Here is a 20,160-nt window from a genome sequence, read left to right on the forward strand (position 1 = left end):
CGGCCGCCCCCGTGCGGTCACTGGGTTGTTATTTGTCTGCCTGCGCTCTCAGCGCGGCACTGACATGAAAAAGCGCCTGTGTTTCGTGCGGATACAGCCGCGCGGCCGCCCCCTCGCCGCTCTGTGCGTCCTTAAGGCGCATAAAATCCCACGCCACCCTGAGCGCAATTTCGAGCGCGGCGGCGGGCACCGTCACTTCGCGGGCCTGCCTCTCTTCCTCACGGATGTTATCCAGTACCGCCTGGAGCGTTTCCAGGCTCACGCCATATTCGTGCTGATCGCTGATCCCGTCGATTTGCTGCAAAATTTCGTCGGCGGTTTCGTCGGTGATCTGTGCGCTATCCAGCACGTCCCGTACGTCCTCTTTCGTCCAGATAATCAGCGTCATGAGTTCGTCGGATTTGTAGCGCAGGCGCAGTTGCTCACAGATTTCGTTAACGGTTCCGTACATGGTGTTTTCCTCTGTGGGGGCGGCCCCGCCGCCCCGTTGGTTATCAGTTCAGGGCGCAGAAAATGGCGGCGGCTTCGGGATGGGTTTTCACAAACTCCATCAGCTGGCGGTGGCGCTGGCATAAGTGCGCGCACAGTTCCTCATCGTCGTGACGGTCGTAGAGCCAGCTACGGTGGTTGAGTACCAGCGCCGTGATGATGATCCCCGCTGCGTCGGCGCTGATTTCCAGTTCCGTCCAGTGGTAAGGGTTTGAATACATGTAGCGTTCCTCCCCTTCGGGCTTCATGTAGCCCCCGCCGCCTGGCAGTTGTACGAAGCCCCACACCGTGCCGTCATAGTTGGCCAGATAGCGGCTGGCATAGAGGTAAACGTTGTTTTCAGCCTGCGCGTAGTCATGGCCAAACAGGGAAGGCAGAAAACGCAGGTTCACAAAATCTGCCAGGACAGACGCTGGCGGGTAAACGTGGAATTGTGTGTTCATCAGATATCTCCGCAGTCAAAGGGGATTACAGTTCCGGCCTGTGCCGTGCCTGAATGACAGCCCGACGAAAAGCCGGAGTGGTCAAGCGCGACGACGAGGCCGCAGCGCAAGCGAGCGGAGACGTGATTACGCACGGCGCTGACGCGAAAACTGAGCGGAAGCGCGACGGAAGTAAGCGCGGCGGAGGGAGTGCGAACGGGGGAGGAGGCGCGCTTTACCACGAGGCGGTCGGGCTAAAGTGAAGGCACGGCACCGGCCGCAGACCGCACGGACCGGGTTTTCTGCCCTGTCCCGCCGTCAGGCGGCATAAAGCGGCGCGCAGCAACATCCTCATTCCCTGTTGTCCACAGCCCGGGTGCATATCCGGTCCGTAACCCTGTGGATAAAATCGCAGCGGCGGCAGTATCCGCGATGTAAAAAGGAGTGGTCACTAAATGACCACTCCGACATGTCAGTTCAGGTGCTTGCGCATCAGGGCGGCCCGCCGGTAAAGCTCAAGGAGCTGCAAATCCATGTCCTCAATCAGGACGCCCGCCATTTTCTGCGCCGGCGAGGCGCCGCGGTACAGGTTGCGCTTTACCATGTCACGCAGCCTCAGATGAAACTCGTAAAGCGATTCCTCCAGGTCGTTCACGTCGTCGGTGAGCTGAGTCAGTTCCGTATTCACTGTCTGGTCTGTCATGGTGCTGTCCTTCTGGTCTGGTTAAGGGGAATAAATCAGGCGGCCCGGGCGGCGCGCAGTTCGCCGAGACGACGCAGGCCGGCGGCGTGGTACTGCTCCAGCAGTTCGATACCAATCCAGCGTCGCCCGCTCTGATCCGCGGCGACGCAGGTCGAGCCTGAGCCGGCAAAGGGGTCCAGGACCAGATCGCCGGGCTTCGTAAAGGTTTCGATGAGCGGCTGTAGCACGCTTACCGGCTTTTCCGTCGGATGGTGGCGGTTGCCCGTGTACTGCCAGGGCATCACGTCGGGCAGCGGGTTTGCCGGCAGCGGCGGGCGTCCTTTGGCCAGCAGATAGGCGCTCTCGTGCTGATACCCGACAAAGGCCGATTTCGAGGCGTAGGTTTTAGTGAAAACGAGGTGCCCTACGACGCGGAAGCCCGCCGCCTTCCAGGCCTGCATAAAAATGTCCACGCGGTTCCAGCCGTAAAAACTCACCGCCAGGCTGTTGTTTTTGAGTACGCGGAACATCTGCTGGCTCGCCGGCAGCACCCACTCATCGTTAACGTCGTTGGCGATCGAACGGCCGGACCGGTCCTTAAAGCCGACGAGATACGGCGGATCGGTGAGAATGAAATCAATGCTGTTATCCGGAAAGCCGGCCATTACCTGTACGCTGTCGCCACGCATGAATCGGGACATAGTTCTGCTCCTCAGTCTCAGGGGGCACCCCTGTGGTGCCGTGACCATCACCCAGCCGGGCGACCGGCTGAGCAAACAAGCGCGGTCGCGAAGCCGCACGCGCCGCCGGAGCGGACTGAATGTCCCGCGCACGGCGGGGAACGGGTGAGCAGACCGGCGTCAGCTTCGCTTGTTTGAGAAGCAGCCCGGCTACAGTGAGGGCACGGCACTTTGCCTCTGCCGGTTTCCGGCTGGAGGACGGGAAGCGGCATAAAAGCGGAGCGAAGCGACTTACTCATGGTTGTCTGAAGGTGATGCCGCCGGTCGGGGCGGCATCGGGGTGAAAGGGTCAGTTCCGGTGGTCTTCCCAGCGGCTGCCACCGTTATCACAGATCACAGGTGCATCTGGCGTACCGCTGATTGTCCACTCATCGAAGACGCCCAGGTCGCTGAGGGTTTTACCCTGCTGGCCATCGAGCAGGAAAAGACTCTTCAGCCAGACCTGCCCGCGCGTAAACTGCCAGTAGCAGCCTTCTGAGCTGACCGGCTGCTCGTCTGGCCACCATGTGGCCCCCATGCGCTCACAGGCTGCCTCTGCGAGCGCACAGTCGGCACCCTTCAGCAAGGCGTGATAGTCATGAGTGTTGCTGCCTGCGTCTGTCTGCCAGCTGACAAGCCAGATATTCATACGTCACCGCCCTGTTTCATTTCGCTGATGGCCCATACGAGATGCCACCAGTTGAACCCCTCGCTGGCGTCGTGGTTGTCTTCGGCAGTCTCCATTGCCGACGCGATTTCCTCTCGTGTCAGCGTCGGATCAATGCTGAGGAAATCGTCTGCCAGCCAGAAGGTTCCGCAGCACAGTTCGTCATCCCCGATGGCATCGAGGCGCACCTTAAATTCACGTACCGTCATATCTCTCATGTCATTGTCCGGCGGGGTTTCCCCCGCCGCCTCCTTTCAGCCGCCGTAATGCCCGACGTTGTTCACAATCCAGTCCGGACCGGTTACGCAGGCGAAACCGTCCTCGTCCTCTTCACTCCACTCCAGCGAACTGCTCATGCTGTCTGTCAGTAACCCTCCGGCATACGCGTCGTAGCCGCAGAAGTCGCAGCCGCTTTCGGCGTACCAGTGCTCAATGGCCACGCCGAACCGCTCACTGAGGGCAGCAAATACGCGGCCCTCCGGGGGAGACCAGGGTGTGTCAAAGTCCACCTCCAGAAACTCCGGCCCGCCGTCATTCATCTCCAGCGCGTAACCGCAGGGCCACTTCACACCGTACCGGGCGATGTAGAATTCGTAACCACCCGGCACACCGGCCAGCAACCCGCCGTTAAAGCCGTTGATTTCCACGTCGAGGCGCGTCGGAAGCAGCAGGCGCATGTCGAATTCCGCTGTGCCTTCACCGTCATCACTGCATATACGGTTCCAGCATTCGCTGAGGCCCGTCCCGCTCAGGCCCGCCCAGTCAAAGTGCTTTTTCCGCCAGATGTCGCCCATCGCCGCCTGCACATCACTGTCCAGCGTGTCCCACGTCCGGCTGCTGAGTCCGGTGGCCAGCCACAGGTCGTGCAGTCGGTCGCAGTTTTTCTCCGTCAGGTTCACACCGTCACGCAGCTGCGTGAGCCACGCTGTAAATGCGGCGTTTTCCGGTGTATGTTTTCCCTGCCCCGCCGCCGTCAGCGCCGGATACGGCGCATACGTCTCGTCCGCTACCGGACGCAGCAGCCCGGCACAGCCCGCCAGAAACAGCTGGATGCCTTGCCCCTCTGCCCGCGCGTAGAGAGGACGCACCTCTCCCTGCATCAGCGCCCGCACCTTACTCACGTTCTCCGCCAGGCCGGTCACACGCAGCCTGTTTGCACACCAGTTCGGCATGATTTGCTCCTCAGTCAGTGGTTGCACGGCCTCACCTGCGCCGTGCCGCACGCGCCGCCGGAGCGGACTGAATGTCCCGCGCACGGCGGGGAACGGGTGAGCAGGACGAGCGCCAGCGTCACTTGACTGCGCAGCGGCCCGGCTAACGTGAAGGCACGGTGCAGGCCCTGAAAAAGAGAGACAGAGAGAAATGCGTCAGAGGAGGCGGTGAAGTCCGGCGTCAGGCGAAGCCGCCACGCCGGTTAAAAGCGGAGCGCAGCGACGTCCGCAGGAGACGGTGATGAAAGGCCGTCAAGTGATAAGAAATATTTGCCAATAAAGACATAGAACAAGTGATAACGCATGCCGATAGTAACCTGTCGTCAGCAGACGCAAACACAGCAGAAAAAACTTAAAAAAGAGAACGTTTATGAAAATTTCCACCCGCCTTATCGCAGGTTTCGGCCTGCTCATTGTCCTGCTTACGCTGTGCACCGGCACGGCACTACGGGCGCTTCACCATGCCCGTGAGGGCATGGACGACACCGTCAACATCAAAATGAAGAAATACCAGCTCGCTCAGGAGATGTTCGGGGAGATCAGAGATATCGGGATTGCGGTCAGGAACGTTACCCTGTTCAGTGACCCGGCGCTGATGAAGCCAGAAGTTGAGCGCATCAACAAACAGAAAGCCCTGTTTATTGCCAACCGCCAGGCCCTGGCCGACATCATGAAGACCGACTCAACCCCGGCCGGACGTGAAGTCTTCAGACGCATCACCGACGCGGAGGGCCCGACCTTTGCTGTCCTGGATAAATCCCTCCAGCTCGGACTGGCCAACCTTGACCAGCAGGCAACGGATTATCTTGTTAAAGAGGTACGCCCGGTTCAGGGTAAGCTCCTCGCAGCCCTGAAAGATATGACCGAGGTACAGAAGTACAACAGCGAGGCCGCAGTGGAGCAGAACAGCACCGCAACCGCGCACGCCTCGCTCATCCTGATGCTGCTGACGGGCGCCTCCGTCCTTGTGGCGGCGGGAGCCTGCTTTGTGGTCATCCGGATACTGATGCGCCAGCTGGGCGGCGAACCCGCACAGGCACAGGCGCTGGCCGCCACCATCGCAGCCGGTGACCTGACCACGCCGGTCACGCTCCGCAAAAACGACACAACCAGCCTGCTTGCCTCCCTCGGTACCATGCAGGCCAGCCTGCGCGGCCTGGTGACGCAGATAAAGGATACCGCCTCGTCCGTGGCGCTGGCCGCCGACGAAATTGCGCAGGGCAACACCGAACTGTCGTCCCGGACAGAGGAGCAGGCCGCCGCGCTGCAGGAAACGGCCGCCAGCATGGAGCAGCTGACCGCCACGGTGAAAAGTAACACGGCCGGTGCGCAGCAGACCGCGGAGTCTGCGCGCAGCACGGCACACCTGGCTCACGCCGGCGGTTCAGACGTTGAGCGCATGTCAGTGACCATGCAGGATATCTCGGTCAGCGCAACGAAGGTGCGCGACATCACCGCCGTGATTGAAGGAATCGCGTTCCAGACCAATATCCTGGCGCTGAACGCTGCGGTGGAAGCGGCCCGGGCAGGTGAAGAAGGACGCGGCTTCGCCGTGGTCGCCGGTGAGGTACGCACGCTGGCACAGCGCAGCGCGACGGCTGCGAAGGACATCAAGGCGCTGATAGAGCAGGCCGTGGAGCAGATTGAAAGCGGCGTCACCGTTGCCGCGTCCACCGGGGACAGCATCAGGAAAGTGGTCGGACTGGTCGGCGAGCTGGCGGAGGCGATGGACACTATTTCCATCGCGTCATCAGAGCAGATGCAGGGCATTTCACAGGTCAGCGTGGCCGTGAGTCAGATGGACGGCGTGACGCAGAACAATGCGGCACTGGTTGAGGAGTCGTCGTCGGCTTCACAGTCGTTGTCTGAGCAGGCCCACGCGCTGAGGGGGATGGTGGAGGCGTTTCGTGTCTGATGAAAACCAACCTTCTCATGAGGAAAGACTGATAACGGCCGTCAGGATGATGAAAGCGGATGTCGACGCGATTTACACGCAGCTGAGGGACGGAACCTATGCTGAACCGGACACCTTCGTCAACAACTGGGCGCATCTGATGGACCGGGTCAAAAAAATGACGCCGGTACTCAGTGAGCCCGGCGTCACGGAGACGCTGCTGCGTACTGATGTGCGGCTCACGGCAGAGCTGCTGGCCATGACGCACGCCGTAGGCATCATTGAGAACTTTATGCGGTGTCTGGAGCGGCAGGCCGCGATAAAATCTGACCACACCTGACAATTGCCTGTAACAGATCCCGGGATTACTGTATAGCGGCTGTGTTGCATTCGTTGTCATAAATTTACTCAGCGCCTGATGGCGCGCCCGCCGTGACTAAACCGGCGGGCTTTTTTATGGGCACCACGCTTCATCAGGGGAAAAAACGCCAGTTCCGGCCGGCCACACGATCCCTCCCGCTTCTACGCAAATGCCTTATACCTGCACACAAAGTGAAACAGTCTGCTTACAGACATACAGGGAAAAGTGACTACGCTTTATGTCGCTGCACACCGACGTGTCAGTCTGAAGATGGCATTTATTTGATGTATTTAGCCCGGCATGCCGGGCCTTTTTCAGCTGTCCTCACTGAGTTTTTTCAGCTCAGACATCGCCTGGCGGACCATCCAGAAGCCGGGAGAGTAAAACACCCGTCCCAGCTTTTCCGCCAGCGCCGGCGTCACTGTCTGTATATCCCGCAGAATGAGGCGCACCTCATGCTCCCGCAGCCGGGAACGCCGGCAGAATTTGTCCACACTCATGTTGTATTCGGCCAGCAGCGCCGCCAGAAAACGGCCCACCGATTCCTGCTCACCCATAAGACCTTCCTTTGTCCGTAACTTTCACCCGAGCATAAAATACACACCCCGCCCGTTCAACGTTATAAAACGTGATATTCCCGCCCTTAAAACGTGAGGTGGCCACGCTCGCCGCAAGCCAGGCTGAGGCATACCGCAGCGGAGCGAGGAACGAACAGCCGTGTCGGGGAAGCGTCATTTCGCTTATGCCAGCAAAGACTGCTTACGCGCTCCCCTGACTGAAACTGCCCGACAAAAAAATAATTAGCCTGCTCAGTAAGATAAGTACTTCCTCACCAGTGCTCCGGCTCGTTCCTCTTGCCATGTTTCTCCGGCTCAATAATACTGTTTTTATATACAGTGTTATTTAGGGAGGAAATTTACTATGTCAGACTCACTCACAACCGCCCCGGCCTCAGGCCATTCAGTCCGGAGAGCGGCGCCATGAAAGCGACATCCTCTCAGGGCGGGCTGACGCTATTCAGGCCTGCCGACATCCGTCCCGTCATGCGCATCCCGCTGTTTGTGGAACGCTGCGCGGCCGGCTTCCCCTCCCCTGCCACCGATTATGTCGAAAGCGAACTGGACCTGAACGAGCTCTGCATCACCCACCGGGCCGCCACGTTTTTTGTGCGCGCCAGCGGCAGCAGCATGGAAGACCTCGGACTGTACGACGGGGACGTGATGGTCGTTGATCGTGCGAAAGAAGCCACACACGGTGATATCGTCATCGCGGAGGTCGGCGGGGAGTTCACCGTCAAGCGCCTGCAGCTGCACCCACAGATTGCGCTGCGCCCGATGAACCCCGCCTATCCGGTGATATACCCGGAGGAGCTGCACCTGCTGGGCGTGGTCACCTGGTTTTTCCACAATACTGAGGCGCGCCGGAGGTAACCATGCCGATGTTTGGTCTGGCTGACGTCAACAGTTTCTACGCGTCCTGTGAGGCCCTGTTCAGGCCTGACTTACGGGGAAAGCCCGTCGTCGTCCTTTCGAACAACGACGGCTGTGTAATCGCAAGAAGCAAAGCAGCCAAACTCCTGGGCATAAAAATGGGAATTCCGTGGTTTCAGATTAAAACACAGGACTTCCCTGAGAAAGTGCATGTCTTCAGCTCAAATTATGCTCTATAGTAAGTTAAGTGGAATGCAACATTGATCGTATAGACTTTGAACAGCAACGCTGACCTCAGAGGTAAACGCAATGACGACTCCACTAAACAACAGTGCCATTTTACTGGCGGAACGCTGGCTGAAGCTGCTGTCCGACCTGGGGCGGGCACCCGCCACCCTGACCGCCTACCGCGCAGCCCTCTGTCATTATTTTGCGTTCTGCAGCCGGAACAGGATTGAACCTGAAAAGGTCAGGTTTGATGACATGGCTGCCTACATCCGTCCTCAGTTACCCGGTATGCCTTTCCCGGCCGCAAGCGCCACGCTCCAGCTGCGCCTGTCGGCTGTCCGTCTCTGGTACGACTTCCTGATGTATCTTGACCTGTGTAAGGTAAATCCGCTGCCCCGTTCCGGCACGCCGGGCATGCTGTGTTCCGCACGGGGGCTGGTTCCCCGTATCGTAAAGCTGCCGCGTATTCCTGACGATGCACAGTGGCAGCTTTTTCAGGCTCATGCCGCGGATTCTCCGCTTCGTGACCGGCTGATGCTGGCGTTAACCTACTGCGGTGCGCTGCGACGATCGGAAGTCACCGCGCTGAGTACTGATGACCTTGACTTTGCCCACCGCCTCATCCGCGTCCGGGCTGAAACCACCAAGAACCGTCATGAACGGATCGTCTGTTACAGTCCCGCCCTGACGCCGGTGCTGGCGGCTCATCTTTTACAGATGAAGCTGTCGGGGATGGTAAAAGGAGCCCTGTTCCGCTCTGAGTCCGATCGTAATCAGGGGGCACCGCTCTCTTACTGGAGCTGGAGCAAAACGGTACGGAAATGGGCGCTTGAGTCAGGGCTGCCCGACATTTCAACCCATACTTTCCGCCACCTGCGGTTGACGCATCTGGCCCGTGCGGGCTGGAAACTGCACGAACTTGCCACCTACGCAGGTCACCGTGATCCGCGCACCACTCAGATTTATATTCACCTTTCCGGCAGGGATCTTGCCGCCCGGATGGCAGGAGCAATTGAAACGGCAGATATCAGGATGGCGAACCTCATTTTCGGCACGGAGGAATAATATGGCAGCGTCTGAACAGCCTGAGAATGTGTGGCTTCCCTTCGATCTCTCCGCTTACAGGCTTGATGCTTTACTGACTGAGCCTGAAAAGGCCGCACTGGCCACCTCTCACAGCCGGGGCAGGCTGCTGCGGATGAAACCTGCTCCTGAGTTTATCAGGCCGCTGAAAGACATCGCAGCAGAAAGCGGATGCAGCCGCGAGGTTGCTGACCTGATAATACTGGACCTCCTGCGTGAGATGCACCTTTCGGGTATACCGTACTGGCGATGGCCGCAGGAACGCTGGCAGACATTCAGCCGGACGGACGGAAAAGGACGGCCGCTGATGGCCGCCTTTGCATGGCATTTCGCCGGACGGTATGATCCCCTCAGCCTGCCAGACATCAGAAAACCTGCCCTGTATACCTGTGCCATTTTTGGTCAGGCTATTTACTTCCGGGAGCTTCACCGCCTGACTGAAACCCTGAAATCGCTGGGCTATGCTGCGGGTAGTCAGGTCACGCATCTGTCGGGCATACTGGCCACGCTGATGGTCATGAACAGAGATCCCCGTCTTGAAACCTTTACGCCTGAACTGCTGTGGGAAGCCCAGAACAACACAGATAGCGGGACATCCCGGTACATTGGCCGGATTTCACACGGCCTTGCTGCGCTGGGCATCTTCAGCGCCCCGATGAGGATGCGTAATTATACCCGATGGTATGAAAAACCCGTAGACGGGATCGATCCGGCCTGGGTCAGGTGGTGCCGGCGCTGGCGGGAAACGTCTGTGCTGAGGCCTCGCACCCGTGAAGGCCAGTACAGTTTTATACTGCGCTGCGGCCTCTGGCTGGCAAAGGCGCATCCGGAGGTGCGTGAACCGTCAGACTGGAGCATGGAAATCTGCGCCAGCTTTATCGCTGCGGTCGGCCGGATGAACGTGGATGAGCTACAGTTGGGCACGGAAAGGGGCACCCGAAAATCGGTGCGATCCGGTGAGCCTATGATGCCGCATTCAAGGGCGCATTTTATCTACTCACTGCGCCGTTTTATGGTCGACTACGAAAACTGGGGCTGGGGTCGCCTGCGCTTCAGCCCTGCCCGTCATCTTTCCACACCGGATACCACCCTGTTTCGGCGCGACGTCAATCCCCGTGTTATCGACGATCCGGTCTGGCTCAAGCTCATCTGGGCCAGCCTCAATCTGCGTCAGGAAGACCTGCTTACTGAAATACATTATCCGCTGGCCATGCTGCAGGCGATGGCCGTCATCTGGACCCATGCGGGGCTGAGGAAAAATGAGCTGCTCCGCCTGACTACCGGTTGCATCGCGCCGCAGGCAGATGAAATAACGAAAGATGACGGCAGCGTCATCCCGGCCGGAACCCTTTGTTACCTGCATGTCCCCGCCGGAAAAACATCAAAAGCCTTTGTTAAACCCGTGGCGACAGTGGTAAAAAAATATGTCGACATCTGGCTGGCCGAACGCCCGGCAGAACAGGCCATGCTGGCTGATGAGCGGACCGGTGAGAAGGTCCGGCTGCTGTTTCAGTACCGGGGGAAGCCTGCCGGCAGCGCTATCCTCAACCGCACGGTGATACCGATGCTCTGCGCAAGAGCGGGCGTTCCTTCTGAAGACAGCGGCGGAGTGATAACCAGCCATCGGGGACGCGCCTCAGCCGTGACCGCACTGGCCAGCGTACCGCAGGGCATGTCACTGTATGAACTGATGCAGTGGGCTGGTCACTCAACGCCCCAGTCCACCATGCATTATCTCCGTATCCGCCCGACACAGCTGGCCGCCTCGTTTGTAAAAGCAGACAGAGTCGCGCACATGATCAGCGTACTGATTGATCGCGACCCTGACGCCGCCAGCCTGACCGGACCTGCAACGTATTATGATTTAGGTGATTCATACTGCACAAATCCGTTCTGGAGCAGCTGCCCGCACCGGATGGCCTGCATCGGCTGCGATTTTAACCTGCTGAAGGACAGCGCGCGCGGGCTTATTCTGGAGAGTAAAGCATCCATCCGGCGTTATCTCGAAGAGGTCCCGCTCACTCCCGATGAGAAAGCCGTACTGGAGCAGGATGCTGAAAAGGTTGAGCAGGCTCTTACAAAATTGGGCCCAAAATCCTGAGTGCTCAAATGCTTTCAATGTCCGGTCTGAGGGTGTCAGTTCAGAGTCAGTACAGACGACCGAACGTCGTATTTGATATGAATCTGATTATAGCGGGCGTTATGACGTAACTGATGGAACAGCAGATGAGAAAACAGAAGCGATGTATGGGGTATGTGGCTGTCGTGGTCGATGACTACGATCGTGCAATTGAGTATTACACCGATAAGCTGGGCTTTACCCTGATTGAGGACACGCCGCAGCCGGGTAAGCGCTGGGTCGTGGTGACGCCGGACCCTGACAGCGACTGTGCTATTCTTCTTGCCCGCGCGTCGAACGACCGGCAGGAAGGCTTTATCGGCAACCAGTGCGGCGGACGGGTTTTTCTGTTCCTGCAGACCGACGACTTCTGGCGCGACTACAATGCTATGAAGGCAAAAGGCGTCCACTTCTGTCAGGAGCCGCGCGAGGAAGAATACGGAATGGTTGTCGTGTTTGAGGACATCTATGGCAATCGCTGGGACCTTTACCAGAACAGGCAGACCTGAAACTCTGTCACGACAGTGTCCCGGATTTAGGGGAAGCCTTACAGGCGTAAACCCTGTCGGATCAGGCCCGCAGAGAGCGCTTCTGAACAATATACTGAACTGTCTGACCTCAGTGCAGCGGTCGCTGCACTGAGGTCTCCCCTGGATAGAGGCCGTACGGTCCGGGTTAACCACACAGCGTCATGATATAAAATCCGGCCGCCGTCATGGCCAGCGAACCCAGCACGTGTATCAGCACCGAGGCGGCTGCCCAGGCATAGCTGCCTGACTGCAGCAGGGCAAAAACCTCAGTTGAGAATGTGGAGAAGGTCGTCATTCCGCCACACAGCCCGGTGGTAATGAGCAGCCGCCAGGCCGGATCGAGGCCGGGATGGCGCAGAAAATACGCCAGCGCCGCCCCGATGATAAATCCACCCAGCAGGTTGACCAGCAGCGTCCCCGGCGGCAGGTCCGGAAAAAGCGCGTTCAGGCGTGCGCCCAGTTGCCAGCGGATAACACACCCTAAAGCACCGCCGGTGATGACGGCAAAAAGCTGATTCACGTTCATTCCTTTTTTTTAATATTCAGAACATAACGGCACACGACCTGTGCGGCCGTATCCATTTCATATACAACCGGCACGCCGGTCGGGATGTGCAGCTGTGCCACGCTGTCGTGGGGCATGCCGTTCAGAAAGGCGGTCAGGGCGCGCAGCGTGTTGCCGTGCGCCACAATCAGAACGGTACTTCCGCAGCGCAGCTGTGGCACCACAACGTGGTGCCAGTATGGCATGACGCGACGCAGGGTCATTTCCAGGCTTTCCGTTGCAGGCAGGTCGGCCAGCGCAACGCGGCGATAGCGCAGATCCCGACGCAGCTGCGCCGGAGCCTCCGCGTCTGCGGGCGGAATGCCGCTGAAGCTTTTGCGCCATAGCCGGACGGTCTCTTCCCCCATCATCCGGGCAGCGTCGTCCTTGTTCAGCCCCTGCAGCGCACCGTAGTGGCGCTCGTTCAGTCGCCAGCTCTTTTCCACGGGCGTCCAGCTTCGGTCAAGACGGTCCAGCACCCGCCAGACCGTGTGAACGCAGCGTGTCATCACCGAGGTGAAGACACGGTCGGGCATAAGGCCCACTGCCCGCAGCGCGTCACCGGCTCGGTCGGCCTCCTGCCGCCCCCTGACCGTCAGCGGCACGTCCGTCCAGCCGGTAAAACGGTTTTCCCGGTTCCACTGGCTTTCGCCGTGCCGCAGGAGGATCAGCGTTGCAGGGGCCACAGGCATTCCTTCTTTGCCGGACGGGGACCGTCCGGCGGATGTGTTACGTGCGGCGCACAAACGCATGAAGCCCCGCGTAGTGCGCGTCCTCACCCAGCGCCTGCTCAATGCGCATCAGCTGGTTGTACTTTTCCACGCGTTCGCCGCGGCACGGCGCGCCGGTTTTCAGGTGTCCCGCGCGCAGGGCCACCGTCAGATCGGCAAGGAACGTGTCCGTGGTTTCCCCGCTGCGGTGAGACATGAACGCACCCCAGCCGTGCCGCTGGCAGAGAGCCACGGCGTCCAGCGTTTCGCTGAGCGAGCCTATCTGATTGAGCTTGATCAGCGCGGCGCTGGCGAGGTTTTCGTCAATGCCGCGCTGGATGTACTTCACGTTGGTTACAAACAGGTCGTCACCAACCAGCTCGGCCCTGCCCGCAAGCTGCTGGTGCAGATGCTTCCAGCCCGCCCAGTCGTCCTCGGCCAGGCCGTCTTCCAGCAGGATGACCGGAAACTGGTCCATCAGCTCGCCGTAGTATGCCGTCATTTCCGCCGCGCTCAGCGCGCTGCCCTCGGTGCGCAGATGATACTGACCGTCAGCGAAAAACTCACTTGAGGCAGGGTCCATGCAGATGCTGATGTCCTCTCCGGGCCTGTATCCCGCCTTCTCAATCGCCTGTACGATAAACGCCAGCGGGTCACGGTTCGACGACACGGCGGGCGCAAAACCGCCTTCGTCGCCCACTGCCGCTGAGAGTTTTTTGTCCAGCAAGATCTGGCGCAGCGCCTGGTAGACCTCGCTGCCCTGACGCACGGCCTCGCGCAGCGTGGGTGCCCCGTGTGGCGCTATCATGAACTCCTGGAAGTCCGCGCCCTGACCGCGGGCGTGCACGCCGCCGTTGATGATGTTCATGCACGGCACGGGCAGCAGATTCGCCTGCAGGCCCCCCAGGTAGCGCCACAGCGGCTCGTGCGAGGCCTGTGCCGCCAGCCGGGCCACCGCCAGCGATACGCCCAGAATGGCATTGGCACCCAGGCGACTCTTGTTCTCCGTGCCGTCCAGCATCAGCATGATGTTGTCCAGCTGCCGCTGCTCGCGCACGTCCAGGCCGCGCACGGCTTCGCAGATTTCCGTATTAACCGCCCTGACGGCATCCAGCACGCCTTTGCCGCCAAAACGTTGTGCGTCACCGTCGCGGCGCTCTGCGGCCTCGCGCGACCCGGTGCTGGCCCCGGAAGGCACCGAGGCGCGTGCCATCATCCCGTCCGGGGTCCGGGCCTCAACTTCAACGGTGGGGTTGCCGCGAGAGTCAAGAATTTCCCGGGCGGTCACGTTATCCAGTGTAAAGTGCATAGCGTTTCTCCCGGTTTAGTCATTCAGGTGAGTAATAAGCACATCCACCGTGAGGTGGTTGATGTATTCCGCCGAGCGGGACGTCAGCATTCCCATAAAGCGGTTGCGGTGCCCGGCAAGCACGAGGTCCACGCCCAGCTCATTGATGCACTTCTCCACGTCCTCAAAGCGGCGCATGGTCACCAGCTCCCGCGTGTCTACCGCCTCAGGCACGGAGGCCGCCAGCTCGCTCATAAACGCTTTGGCTTTCAGCACCTCTTCCGACACGACGTCGTCCATCAGGCTGTCGGACACGTAGTTCATTTCCCGGTAGTCGTCGCTGATGTGGGCCAGGGTGATTTTCATGCCGAGCGGCTGCGCCAGCGCGACCGCCCGTTTCAGCAGGAGGGTGCCGTCGTCTTTGTCGTTCACAAGTATCAGTGCGTGGGTGTAGCAGGTCATAATGAACTCCCGTTCTGGTTAAGGCGGGACTCAAGCCACGGCAGAAGCTGTTTTTTGCGGCTGAGCATGCCCGGTACGGAGCAGGAGGCCGCGTTAACGCTCTCCCGCCCGGCGAAGTAAAGCGTTGAAAACCCGGCGCGAATGTCGGTCAACATCAGCACCGTCAGCCCGGCACCCGACTGGTCCGCCAGATACGCCAGGGCAGCGAGCAGGTCGTCCATCACGGGGGCAACCTGTGTCGGTGAGCTGACCTCAATCTGGGCAATGCGCACGTCGGTGCCGGCAATGACGAAGGCCTTGAGATCCCTGCCCAGCAGCTGCTGGGCGCTGAGGCCGCTGACGTCCGTTTTGGCGGTGAGGAGGTCACGGGCGAAGGCTCTGCGGTTTACGCCGGACAGCACGCCCAGTTCGGTCGCCGAACGGATATCGTCTTCGGTGGTGGTCGGCGAGCGAAGATTCACGGTGTCACTCAGGAGTGCGCCCAGCAGAAGCACGGCGAGCGTCGGGGGCAGCGTGCGGCGCGCTTCAGCGTCCATCAGCAGCCAGAGCAGCGTGGCGCTGCTGCCAACCGGGCGGATATGCACCTCCGGCGGCAGTTGCGTTATCAGCCCGCCCAGCCGGTGGTGGTCAGTGATGCCCACGACGTTGCTCCGGAGCAGGTCGTCAGGCCCCTGCGCCGGCTCGGTGAAATCGACCAGCCACACCCGTTCATCCTGCAGCGGAATAGCGAGCAGCGGCGGCAGCGTAAGACCGGCGGTGTCAAAGATAAAGCGGGTTTCCCGGTTAGCCTCGCCGAGACGCCATGCGCGGGCGTCCATGCCGCGCCCGGTCAGCCAGTGAGCGGTGACGACCGCCGTGCAGATGGCGTCGCTGTCAGGATTGATGTGGCCAAAAACGTGTATCAAGGGTCTCTCCCCGTAAAGGGAAGTACGCAGGCCGGGAGGAAAGTAAGGACGGCCTGACGTACCTCCTGAAAATCAAGAGTCACATCAGGCGTCATCAGCTCCGGAACGGAGCGGTTGGGAAAGGTGGAACGCCATCACCCTGTACTCTGAGTATAGAGCCAGACGGAAAGCCTGTCAGTATTATTCTGCTGGCACCCTCAGCCCGCCAGCGCAGCGCGTGCCTCGCGGAGCACCCGGCGGATGTTTTCCGGCACCGCCGGGCTTGTGCAAAGTGAAAGCGGACTGGGGTGAGGCATCTTCAGCACCGTGACGCCGGGGCACTGATGACTGACCGTCCCGCGGGCCTGAGCCGCTACGGCACCGGCCAGCACCACCACGCGCAGCGCGGGCAGATACGCCAGCACGTCCTCAAGCCAGGCGCAGCCGCTGCGGATGTCCGCCGCTGAGGGCCGTTTCTGCGGCCCGTCGCTGACCCAGGGCACCGTATTCCACAGCACGCTGTCCCGGCGCGCAATACCGGCTTCCGCCAGAAACCGCCCCAGGTTCTGCTGGGCCGGCCCCGGGTTATCCCGCGACACAAACCGGGGTGACGGGCTGCTGCGCGCCGGCGACTGCAGCAGGACGAGCAGTCCGGCCCCGGTCCCGCCGTCGGCCGGATCAAACCACGGCAGCTCCACGCCGTGCTGACGCAGCCCGCTGACCCAGCGATTCAGCGCGGCCACGTGCGGCGCGGTGACTGCCGCGAGGCGTTCCTCGCGTAAAAACGGGTCCAGCAGCGACGTGCAGGTTTCACTCACGGCTTCCGGTCCAGGCCTGCCAGACAGGGGGAAACAAACAGTTTCCCGCTCCATGCCCCGCGCACCGTCTTCACCGCGACCAGCAGCCACATGGCGGCCAGCATGACGACAAGAAGCGCACCGAAGCCTTTAAAGAACGCCAGGTCAACGAGGGTGGACAGCTTCAGCGTGGCGACCGTGTACACGCCCAGCGGGAAGGTAAAGCCCCACCATCCCAGATTGAACGGAATGCCTTCACGGAAGTATCGCACGGTTATCAGCGTGGCCAGCAGCATCCACCACAGGCCGCAGCCCCAGAAGAGAATGCCGGCAACGAACCCCACGCCTTGCGCGATATGACCGATTTCCGGCATGCCCGCCGCGGCAAACACCCCGGGCGCATCTCCGCCGATGACCAGCATCCCCAGCGAGCCGGTACCAATCGGCCCCAGTGCCAGCCAGCTTGAGGCCGCCATGCTTTCGTGTGGTAGCTTGTGCAGCGCCATACGCAGCAGCAGGATGGCGAGGATGCTCAGCGCCACCGGCACCGAGTACGCCCACAGCACGTAGCTGGTAATAATGATGCCGAGCTGCGCGTGGGGGTCGGCAATGTGCGGTGCCAGCAGGCCGCCACTGACTGCCGCAACCTCGGCGGCCACGACCGGCAGTAACCAGACGGCGGTCATCTGGTCAATGCTGTGCTGCTGCCGGGTAAACATCATGTAGGGAATACACACGCCACACAGCAGCGACATCGCCACGTCCAGCCACCACAGGGCGTGCGCTACGGGAATGACGTCAGCCCCCCACCGGGGGAGGCCAAACGCCAGCAGCCCGTTGATGATGGTGGCCATGCCCATCGGGATGGTGCCGAAGAACATGGACACCGTTGAATGGCCAAAGATGCGCTTTGCCTCACCGAAGTACATCACCCAGCGGGCCAGATACATCACGGCAAAGACGCTGAACAGGAAGATGTTAAACATCCAGAGTCCCTCGGCGACGAGGCGTAATCCCGGAACCGGCCAGGGGAACTGCGCCAGAGACAGAGACAGGATACCGGTCCCCATGGTCGCGGCGAACCAGTTAGGCGTGAACTGACGTATAGCCTCTTTCGGGCTGCTCAGCGCGCTCAGCGGGCGCGCTCCGTTATGCAGGGTAAATATTTTATCGTTCATGCCGTAATCTCCTGAGTAGACAGAAAGAGTATAGGCACGTCGGGTTAAATCTTTAAAACAGGTTATTCAGTTAAAATAAACCAGTAAAAGTGGTTAGACTCTCCCACTCCGGGAAGGACCGTCACACCGCCGGAGTGAGGGAAGGACTGAATCAGGCCTGCGGCGGGCTTTTAATCGTGGCCGTGACGCGGTTCTGTTTCAGGTCAACGACCGCAATGCTGAGGTCTTTATTCAGCACCCACGCGCGGGCACCGTCTTTGCTGAAAACGATGGCCTGACGGGGCGCATCCAGTCCGGTAACGGTGGAGACCACCTTACCGGCGGCGGTATCAATAACGGAGAGGCTGTTGTCGCCCAGGTTGCCGCTGTAAACATAGCGGTTATCCGGCGTCAGGGCGGCACCGTAAGGATCCTGCCCCACGGGAATGGTTGCCGTAATGGCGAGCTTCTGCGTGTCAACCACGGCGATGGTGTTGCTGCCGCTGTTAGCCGCGTACAGTGTGCGGCCGTCGGCGCTGACTGAAATGGCGCGCAGCTTGCTGAAGCCTGTTATCTCGCCGCGAATCTCGCCCGTTACGGCGTCAACCAGGGTAATTTTATCGCCCTTAAAGTTAGTGACGTAGACGGTTTTGCCGTCCGGGCTGATTTTTATGCCCTGACGGGGCTGGGCAAAACCCGTCACGACCGCAACGGGCCGGTTGTGCGTCAGGTCATACACCGAGAGCGTGCTGGCGGCCTCGTTATTCACATACAGGCGCTGACCGTCACGGCTGATAGCTGTGCCGAATGCCCCGGGCCCCAGCGGCAGCGAGGTCTCCACGTCAAGCGTCCCGGTGCTGATTTTTCTGACCACGCCGAGGCTGCTGTCTGAAAGATATACGGCCTTCCCGTCGGGGGAGAAAAGCGCATTGCGGGGCGTGACGTATCCCTTAAGCACCTTTCTGACTTTCCCGGCAGCCAGGTCGTAGACCACCACCTCAGAGCGCTCACTGTAGGACGCCACCGCCGTTTTCTCATCGGGACTGACAGCAAGGGAATTGTTGTGGATATCGCCGTCAAACGTCCAGCGTTCCTCTGCGGCACCGGCGAGGGTGCTGATAAGAAGAAACGCCACCGCGGTCAGTCCCGGGATCCTGTATTTTTTTATCATCATTTTTCCTGCATTGGGGTGGGTAAGGGATAAGACTCATTGCCCGATTGAGGGCTTCAGAGTAAGCGTGGCAGATTAAATCCTGGCGGGGAAATCGATTTTCCGACTATGTCTTACCACCCTCAACCTTCCCCCCTGTCAGTAAGCATACTGAGGTAGTTCAAGGCTGAATAATTCCTGTTCAGAAAATAAACTTCAGAGGAATGGTAACTGATTTTTTTTGTTTAAATTGCATTCCACATAAATCATAGCCTTAGCCAGCGCGTGATGTCTGCTCTGGAAGATATGACGCCTAAAGTCGAACAGTATTCCATCGATGAAATGTTCCTCGATCTGACCGGCATCGATGGCTGTGAGGACTTTGAGCACTTCGGCCACCGGCTGCGAGCCCACGTGCTGGCCAGAACCGGACTGACCATCGGGATCGGCAGCGGACCCAGTAAAACTTTAGCGAAATCAGCCCAGTGGGCCTCAAAAGAGTGGCCCCAGTTTAAGGGCGTACTGGCGCTGACGCCCGGAAACCCCAAGCGGACCGAAGCGCTGTTGATGCGCCAGCCGGTCGAGGAAATCTGGGGTGTCGGGCGCCGTATCGGTAAAAAACTTAACCTGCTCGGCATCACTAACGCGCTCGAGCTGGCACGCACGCACCCCGCCTTCATCCGGAAGAACTTTTCGGTGGTGCTGGAAAGGACGATCCGCGAGCTGAACGGCGAGGCATGCATTCCTCTTGAGGAGATGCCGCCGGCAAAGCAGCAGATTGTCTGCAGCCGCAGTTTCGGTTCGCGCATTACCACCAAAGTGGCCATGCAGCAGGCACTCTGCCAGTACGCCACGCGCGCCGCGGAGAAGTTGCGGGGCGAACGACAGTACTGCCGGCACATCAGCGTGTTTGTCCGGACCTCGCCCCATGCGGTCGGCGAGACGTTTTACGGCAACACGGCCGGGGAAAAACTTTCCTTGCCCACGCAGGATACGCGCGATGTTATCGGTGTGGCCATGCGCGCGCTGGACCGCATCTGGATTGATGGTCACCGGTATATGAAAGCCGGCGTCATGCTCGATGACTTCACGCCTCATGGCGTCAGCCAGCTTAATCTGTTTGACGACAACCGGCCGCGGTCGAACAGCGCGCAGCTGATGCAGGTGCTGGACGGCATCAACCAGTCAGGCCTGGGTCGGGTATGGTTTGCGGGTCAGGGAATTGATACCGAGTGGAAGATGAAGCGGGACATGCTGTCACCGGCGTGGACGACGCGCTGGAGCGACATCCCCACAGCCAGAGTTGTGTGATTATTGCGCGGCCGATCTGCAC

22 protein-coding genes, 2 pseudogenes and 1 riboswitch are annotated in these 20,160 nt (G+C 60.0%); of the genes and pseudogenes, 8 read left to right on the forward strand and 16 right to left on the reverse strand.

Translation table 11 applies throughout. The features are described from left to right. Positions 1-28 precede the first annotated feature (28 nt). The 7 genes from QNH99_RS23160 to QNH99_RS23190 all read right to left on the reverse strand — a co-directional run bounded on the left by QNH99_RS23160 (position 29) and on the right by QNH99_RS23190 (position 4,151). Positions 29-451 (reverse strand): DUF1380 family protein, encoded by a 423-nt coding sequence (locus QNH99_RS23160; protein WP_410517799.1) that lies wholly within the window; start codon positions 449-451, stop codon positions 29-31. A gap of 43 nt (positions 452-494) precedes the next feature. Continuing rightward, positions 495-932 carry an antirestriction protein gene (locus QNH99_RS23165; RefSeq protein ID WP_410517800.1) on the reverse strand — a complete coding sequence of 146 codons (438 nt, stop codon included), beginning with the start codon at positions 930-932 and terminating at the stop codon, positions 495-497. Between the two features lie 451 nt (positions 933-1,383). Further along, positions 1,384-1,614, reverse strand: coding sequence for a hypothetical protein (locus tag QNH99_RS23170; RefSeq protein ID WP_024471696.1), 231 nt, complete (start codon positions 1,612-1,614; stop codon positions 1,384-1,386). 35 nt (positions 1,615-1,649) lie between these two features. Then, complete coding sequence (locus QNH99_RS23175) at positions 1,650-2,294, reverse strand: DNA methyltransferase (protein ID WP_410517801.1); 645 nt, start codon at positions 2,292-2,294, stop codon at positions 1,650-1,652. 328 nt (positions 2,295-2,622) lie between these two features. Then, complete coding sequence (locus QNH99_RS23180; protein WP_410517802.1) at positions 2,623-2,961, reverse strand: hypothetical protein; 339 nt, start codon at positions 2,959-2,961, stop codon at positions 2,623-2,625. Then, the gene (locus QNH99_RS23185) at positions 2,958-3,197 is read right to left on the reverse strand and encodes a hypothetical protein (RefSeq protein WP_410517803.1); all 240 of its coding nucleotides are present in this window, start codon (positions 3,195-3,197) and stop codon (positions 2,958-2,960) included. Before QNH99_RS23185 ends, QNH99_RS23180 begins: the two co-directional genes overlap by 4 nt. Before the next feature lie 36 nt (positions 3,198-3,233). Further along, positions 3,234-4,151, reverse strand: a complete 918-nt coding sequence (locus QNH99_RS23190; RefSeq protein ID WP_410517874.1) for a DUF1281 domain-containing protein — start codon at positions 4,149-4,151, stop codon at positions 3,234-3,236. A 409-nt stretch (positions 4,152-4,560) separates the two neighbouring features. On the opposite strand from QNH99_RS23190, the gene QNH99_RS23195 reads away from it, so the two are divergent. Together QNH99_RS23195 and QNH99_RS23200 are read left to right on the forward strand one after the other, a co-directional pair. Beyond that, on the forward strand, positions 4,561-6,105 hold the full coding sequence (locus QNH99_RS23195; RefSeq protein WP_410517805.1) for a methyl-accepting chemotaxis protein: 1,545 nt from the start codon (positions 4,561-4,563) through the stop codon (positions 6,103-6,105). Further along, complete coding sequence (locus tag QNH99_RS23200) at positions 6,098-6,424, forward strand: hypothetical protein (RefSeq protein ID WP_410517807.1); 327 nt, start codon at positions 6,098-6,100, stop codon at positions 6,422-6,424. The genes QNH99_RS23195 and QNH99_RS23200 overlap by 8 nt, the downstream gene beginning before the upstream one ends. A 335-nt stretch (positions 6,425-6,759) precedes the next feature. On the opposite strand, the gene QNH99_RS23205 is transcribed toward QNH99_RS23200, so the two are convergent. Next, positions 6,760-7,002, reverse strand: a complete 243-nt coding sequence (locus QNH99_RS23205) for an XRE family transcriptional regulator (protein ID WP_410517809.1) — start codon at positions 7,000-7,002, stop codon at positions 6,760-6,762. A 423-nt stretch (positions 7,003-7,425) separates the two neighbouring features. Here QNH99_RS23205 and umuD point away from each other — a divergent pair, with 423 nt between their 5' ends. From umuD to QNH99_RS23230, 5 genes and pseudogenes are all read left to right on the forward strand, one after another. Next, positions 7,426-7,875 (forward strand): translesion error-prone DNA polymerase V autoproteolytic subunit, encoded by a 450-nt coding sequence (umuD, locus tag QNH99_RS23210; RefSeq protein ID WP_226375916.1) that lies wholly within the window; start codon positions 7,426-7,428, stop codon positions 7,873-7,875. Between the two features lie 8 nt (positions 7,876-7,883). Beyond that, positions 7,884-8,111: pseudogene (locus QNH99_RS23215) on the forward strand (DNA polymerase V subunit UmuC); the annotation flags it as partial. 73 nt (positions 8,112-8,184) lie between these two features. Further along, on the forward strand, positions 8,185-9,168 hold the full coding sequence (locus QNH99_RS23220) for a tyrosine-type recombinase/integrase (protein ID WP_014594566.1): 984 nt from the start codon (positions 8,185-8,187) through the stop codon (positions 9,166-9,168). A gap of 1 nt (position 9,169) precedes the next feature. Next, a complete protein-coding gene (locus tag QNH99_RS23225; RefSeq protein ID WP_014606796.1) occupies positions 9,170-11,287 on the forward strand; it encodes a tyrosine-type recombinase/integrase in 2,118 nt (705 codons plus the stop codon). 125 nt (positions 11,288-11,412) lie between these two features. After that, positions 11,413-11,814: a VOC family protein gene (locus tag QNH99_RS23230; RefSeq protein ID WP_014606795.1), complete on the forward strand. Its 402-nt coding sequence runs from the start codon at positions 11,413-11,415 to the stop codon at positions 11,812-11,814. Between the two features lie 166 nt (positions 11,815-11,980). On the opposite strand, the gene crcB is transcribed toward QNH99_RS23230, so the two are convergent. From crcB to QNH99_RS23270, 8 genes are all read right to left on the reverse strand, one after another. After that, positions 11,981-12,361 carry a fluoride efflux transporter CrcB gene (gene crcB, locus QNH99_RS23235; RefSeq protein ID WP_014606794.1) on the reverse strand — a complete coding sequence of 127 codons (381 nt, stop codon included), beginning with the start codon at positions 12,359-12,361 and terminating at the stop codon, positions 11,981-11,983. After that, positions 12,358-13,065 (reverse strand): 2,3-bisphosphoglycerate-dependent phosphoglycerate mutase, encoded by a 708-nt coding sequence (locus QNH99_RS23240; RefSeq protein ID WP_019105545.1) that lies wholly within the window; start codon positions 13,063-13,065, stop codon positions 12,358-12,360. Before QNH99_RS23240 ends, crcB begins: the two co-directional genes overlap by 4 nt. A 43-nt stretch (positions 13,066-13,108) precedes the next feature. Then, on the reverse strand, positions 13,109-14,398 hold the full coding sequence (eno, locus tag QNH99_RS23245; RefSeq protein WP_014606792.1) for a phosphopyruvate hydratase: 1,290 nt from the start codon (positions 14,396-14,398) through the stop codon (positions 13,109-13,111). A gap of 15 nt (positions 14,399-14,413) precedes the next feature. Next, complete coding sequence (locus tag QNH99_RS23250; protein WP_014606791.1) at positions 14,414-14,839, reverse strand: universal stress protein; 426 nt, start codon at positions 14,837-14,839, stop codon at positions 14,414-14,416. Beyond that, on the reverse strand, positions 14,836-15,744 hold the full coding sequence (locus tag QNH99_RS23255; RefSeq protein ID WP_014606790.1) for a DHHA2 domain-containing protein: 909 nt from the start codon (positions 15,742-15,744) through the stop codon (positions 14,836-14,838). Before QNH99_RS23255 ends, QNH99_RS23250 begins: the two co-directional genes overlap by 4 nt. 78 nt (positions 15,745-15,822) lie before the next feature. Then, a riboswitch (Fluoride riboswitch) is annotated at positions 15,823-15,892 on the reverse strand. 49 nt (positions 15,893-15,941) lie between these two features. After that, the gene (locus QNH99_RS23260) at positions 15,942-16,541 is read right to left on the reverse strand and encodes a uracil-DNA glycosylase family protein (protein ID WP_014606789.1); all 600 of its coding nucleotides are present in this window, start codon (positions 16,539-16,541) and stop codon (positions 15,942-15,944) included. Next, positions 16,538-17,698, reverse strand: coding sequence for a TDT family transporter (locus QNH99_RS23265; protein WP_014606788.1), 1,161 nt, complete (start codon positions 17,696-17,698; stop codon positions 16,538-16,540). Before QNH99_RS23265 ends, QNH99_RS23260 begins: the two co-directional genes overlap by 4 nt. A gap of 151 nt (positions 17,699-17,849) precedes the next feature. Continuing rightward, positions 17,850-18,848 (reverse strand): YncE family protein, encoded by a 999-nt coding sequence (locus QNH99_RS23270; protein ID WP_014606787.1) that lies wholly within the window; start codon positions 18,846-18,848, stop codon positions 17,850-17,852. Between the two features lie 234 nt (positions 18,849-19,082). On the opposite strand from QNH99_RS23270, the pseudogene umuC reads away from it, so the two are divergent. After that, positions 19,083-20,138, forward strand: a pseudogene (gene umuC, locus QNH99_RS23275) (translesion error-prone DNA polymerase V subunit UmuC); the annotation flags it as partial. Between the last annotated feature and the right edge of the window lie 22 nt (positions 20,139-20,160).

Origin of the sequence: Pantoea allii (assembly GCF_046529425.1) — a bacterium.
Classification (GTDB): Bacteria; Pseudomonadota; Gammaproteobacteria; order Enterobacterales; family Enterobacteriaceae; genus Pantoea; species Pantoea allii.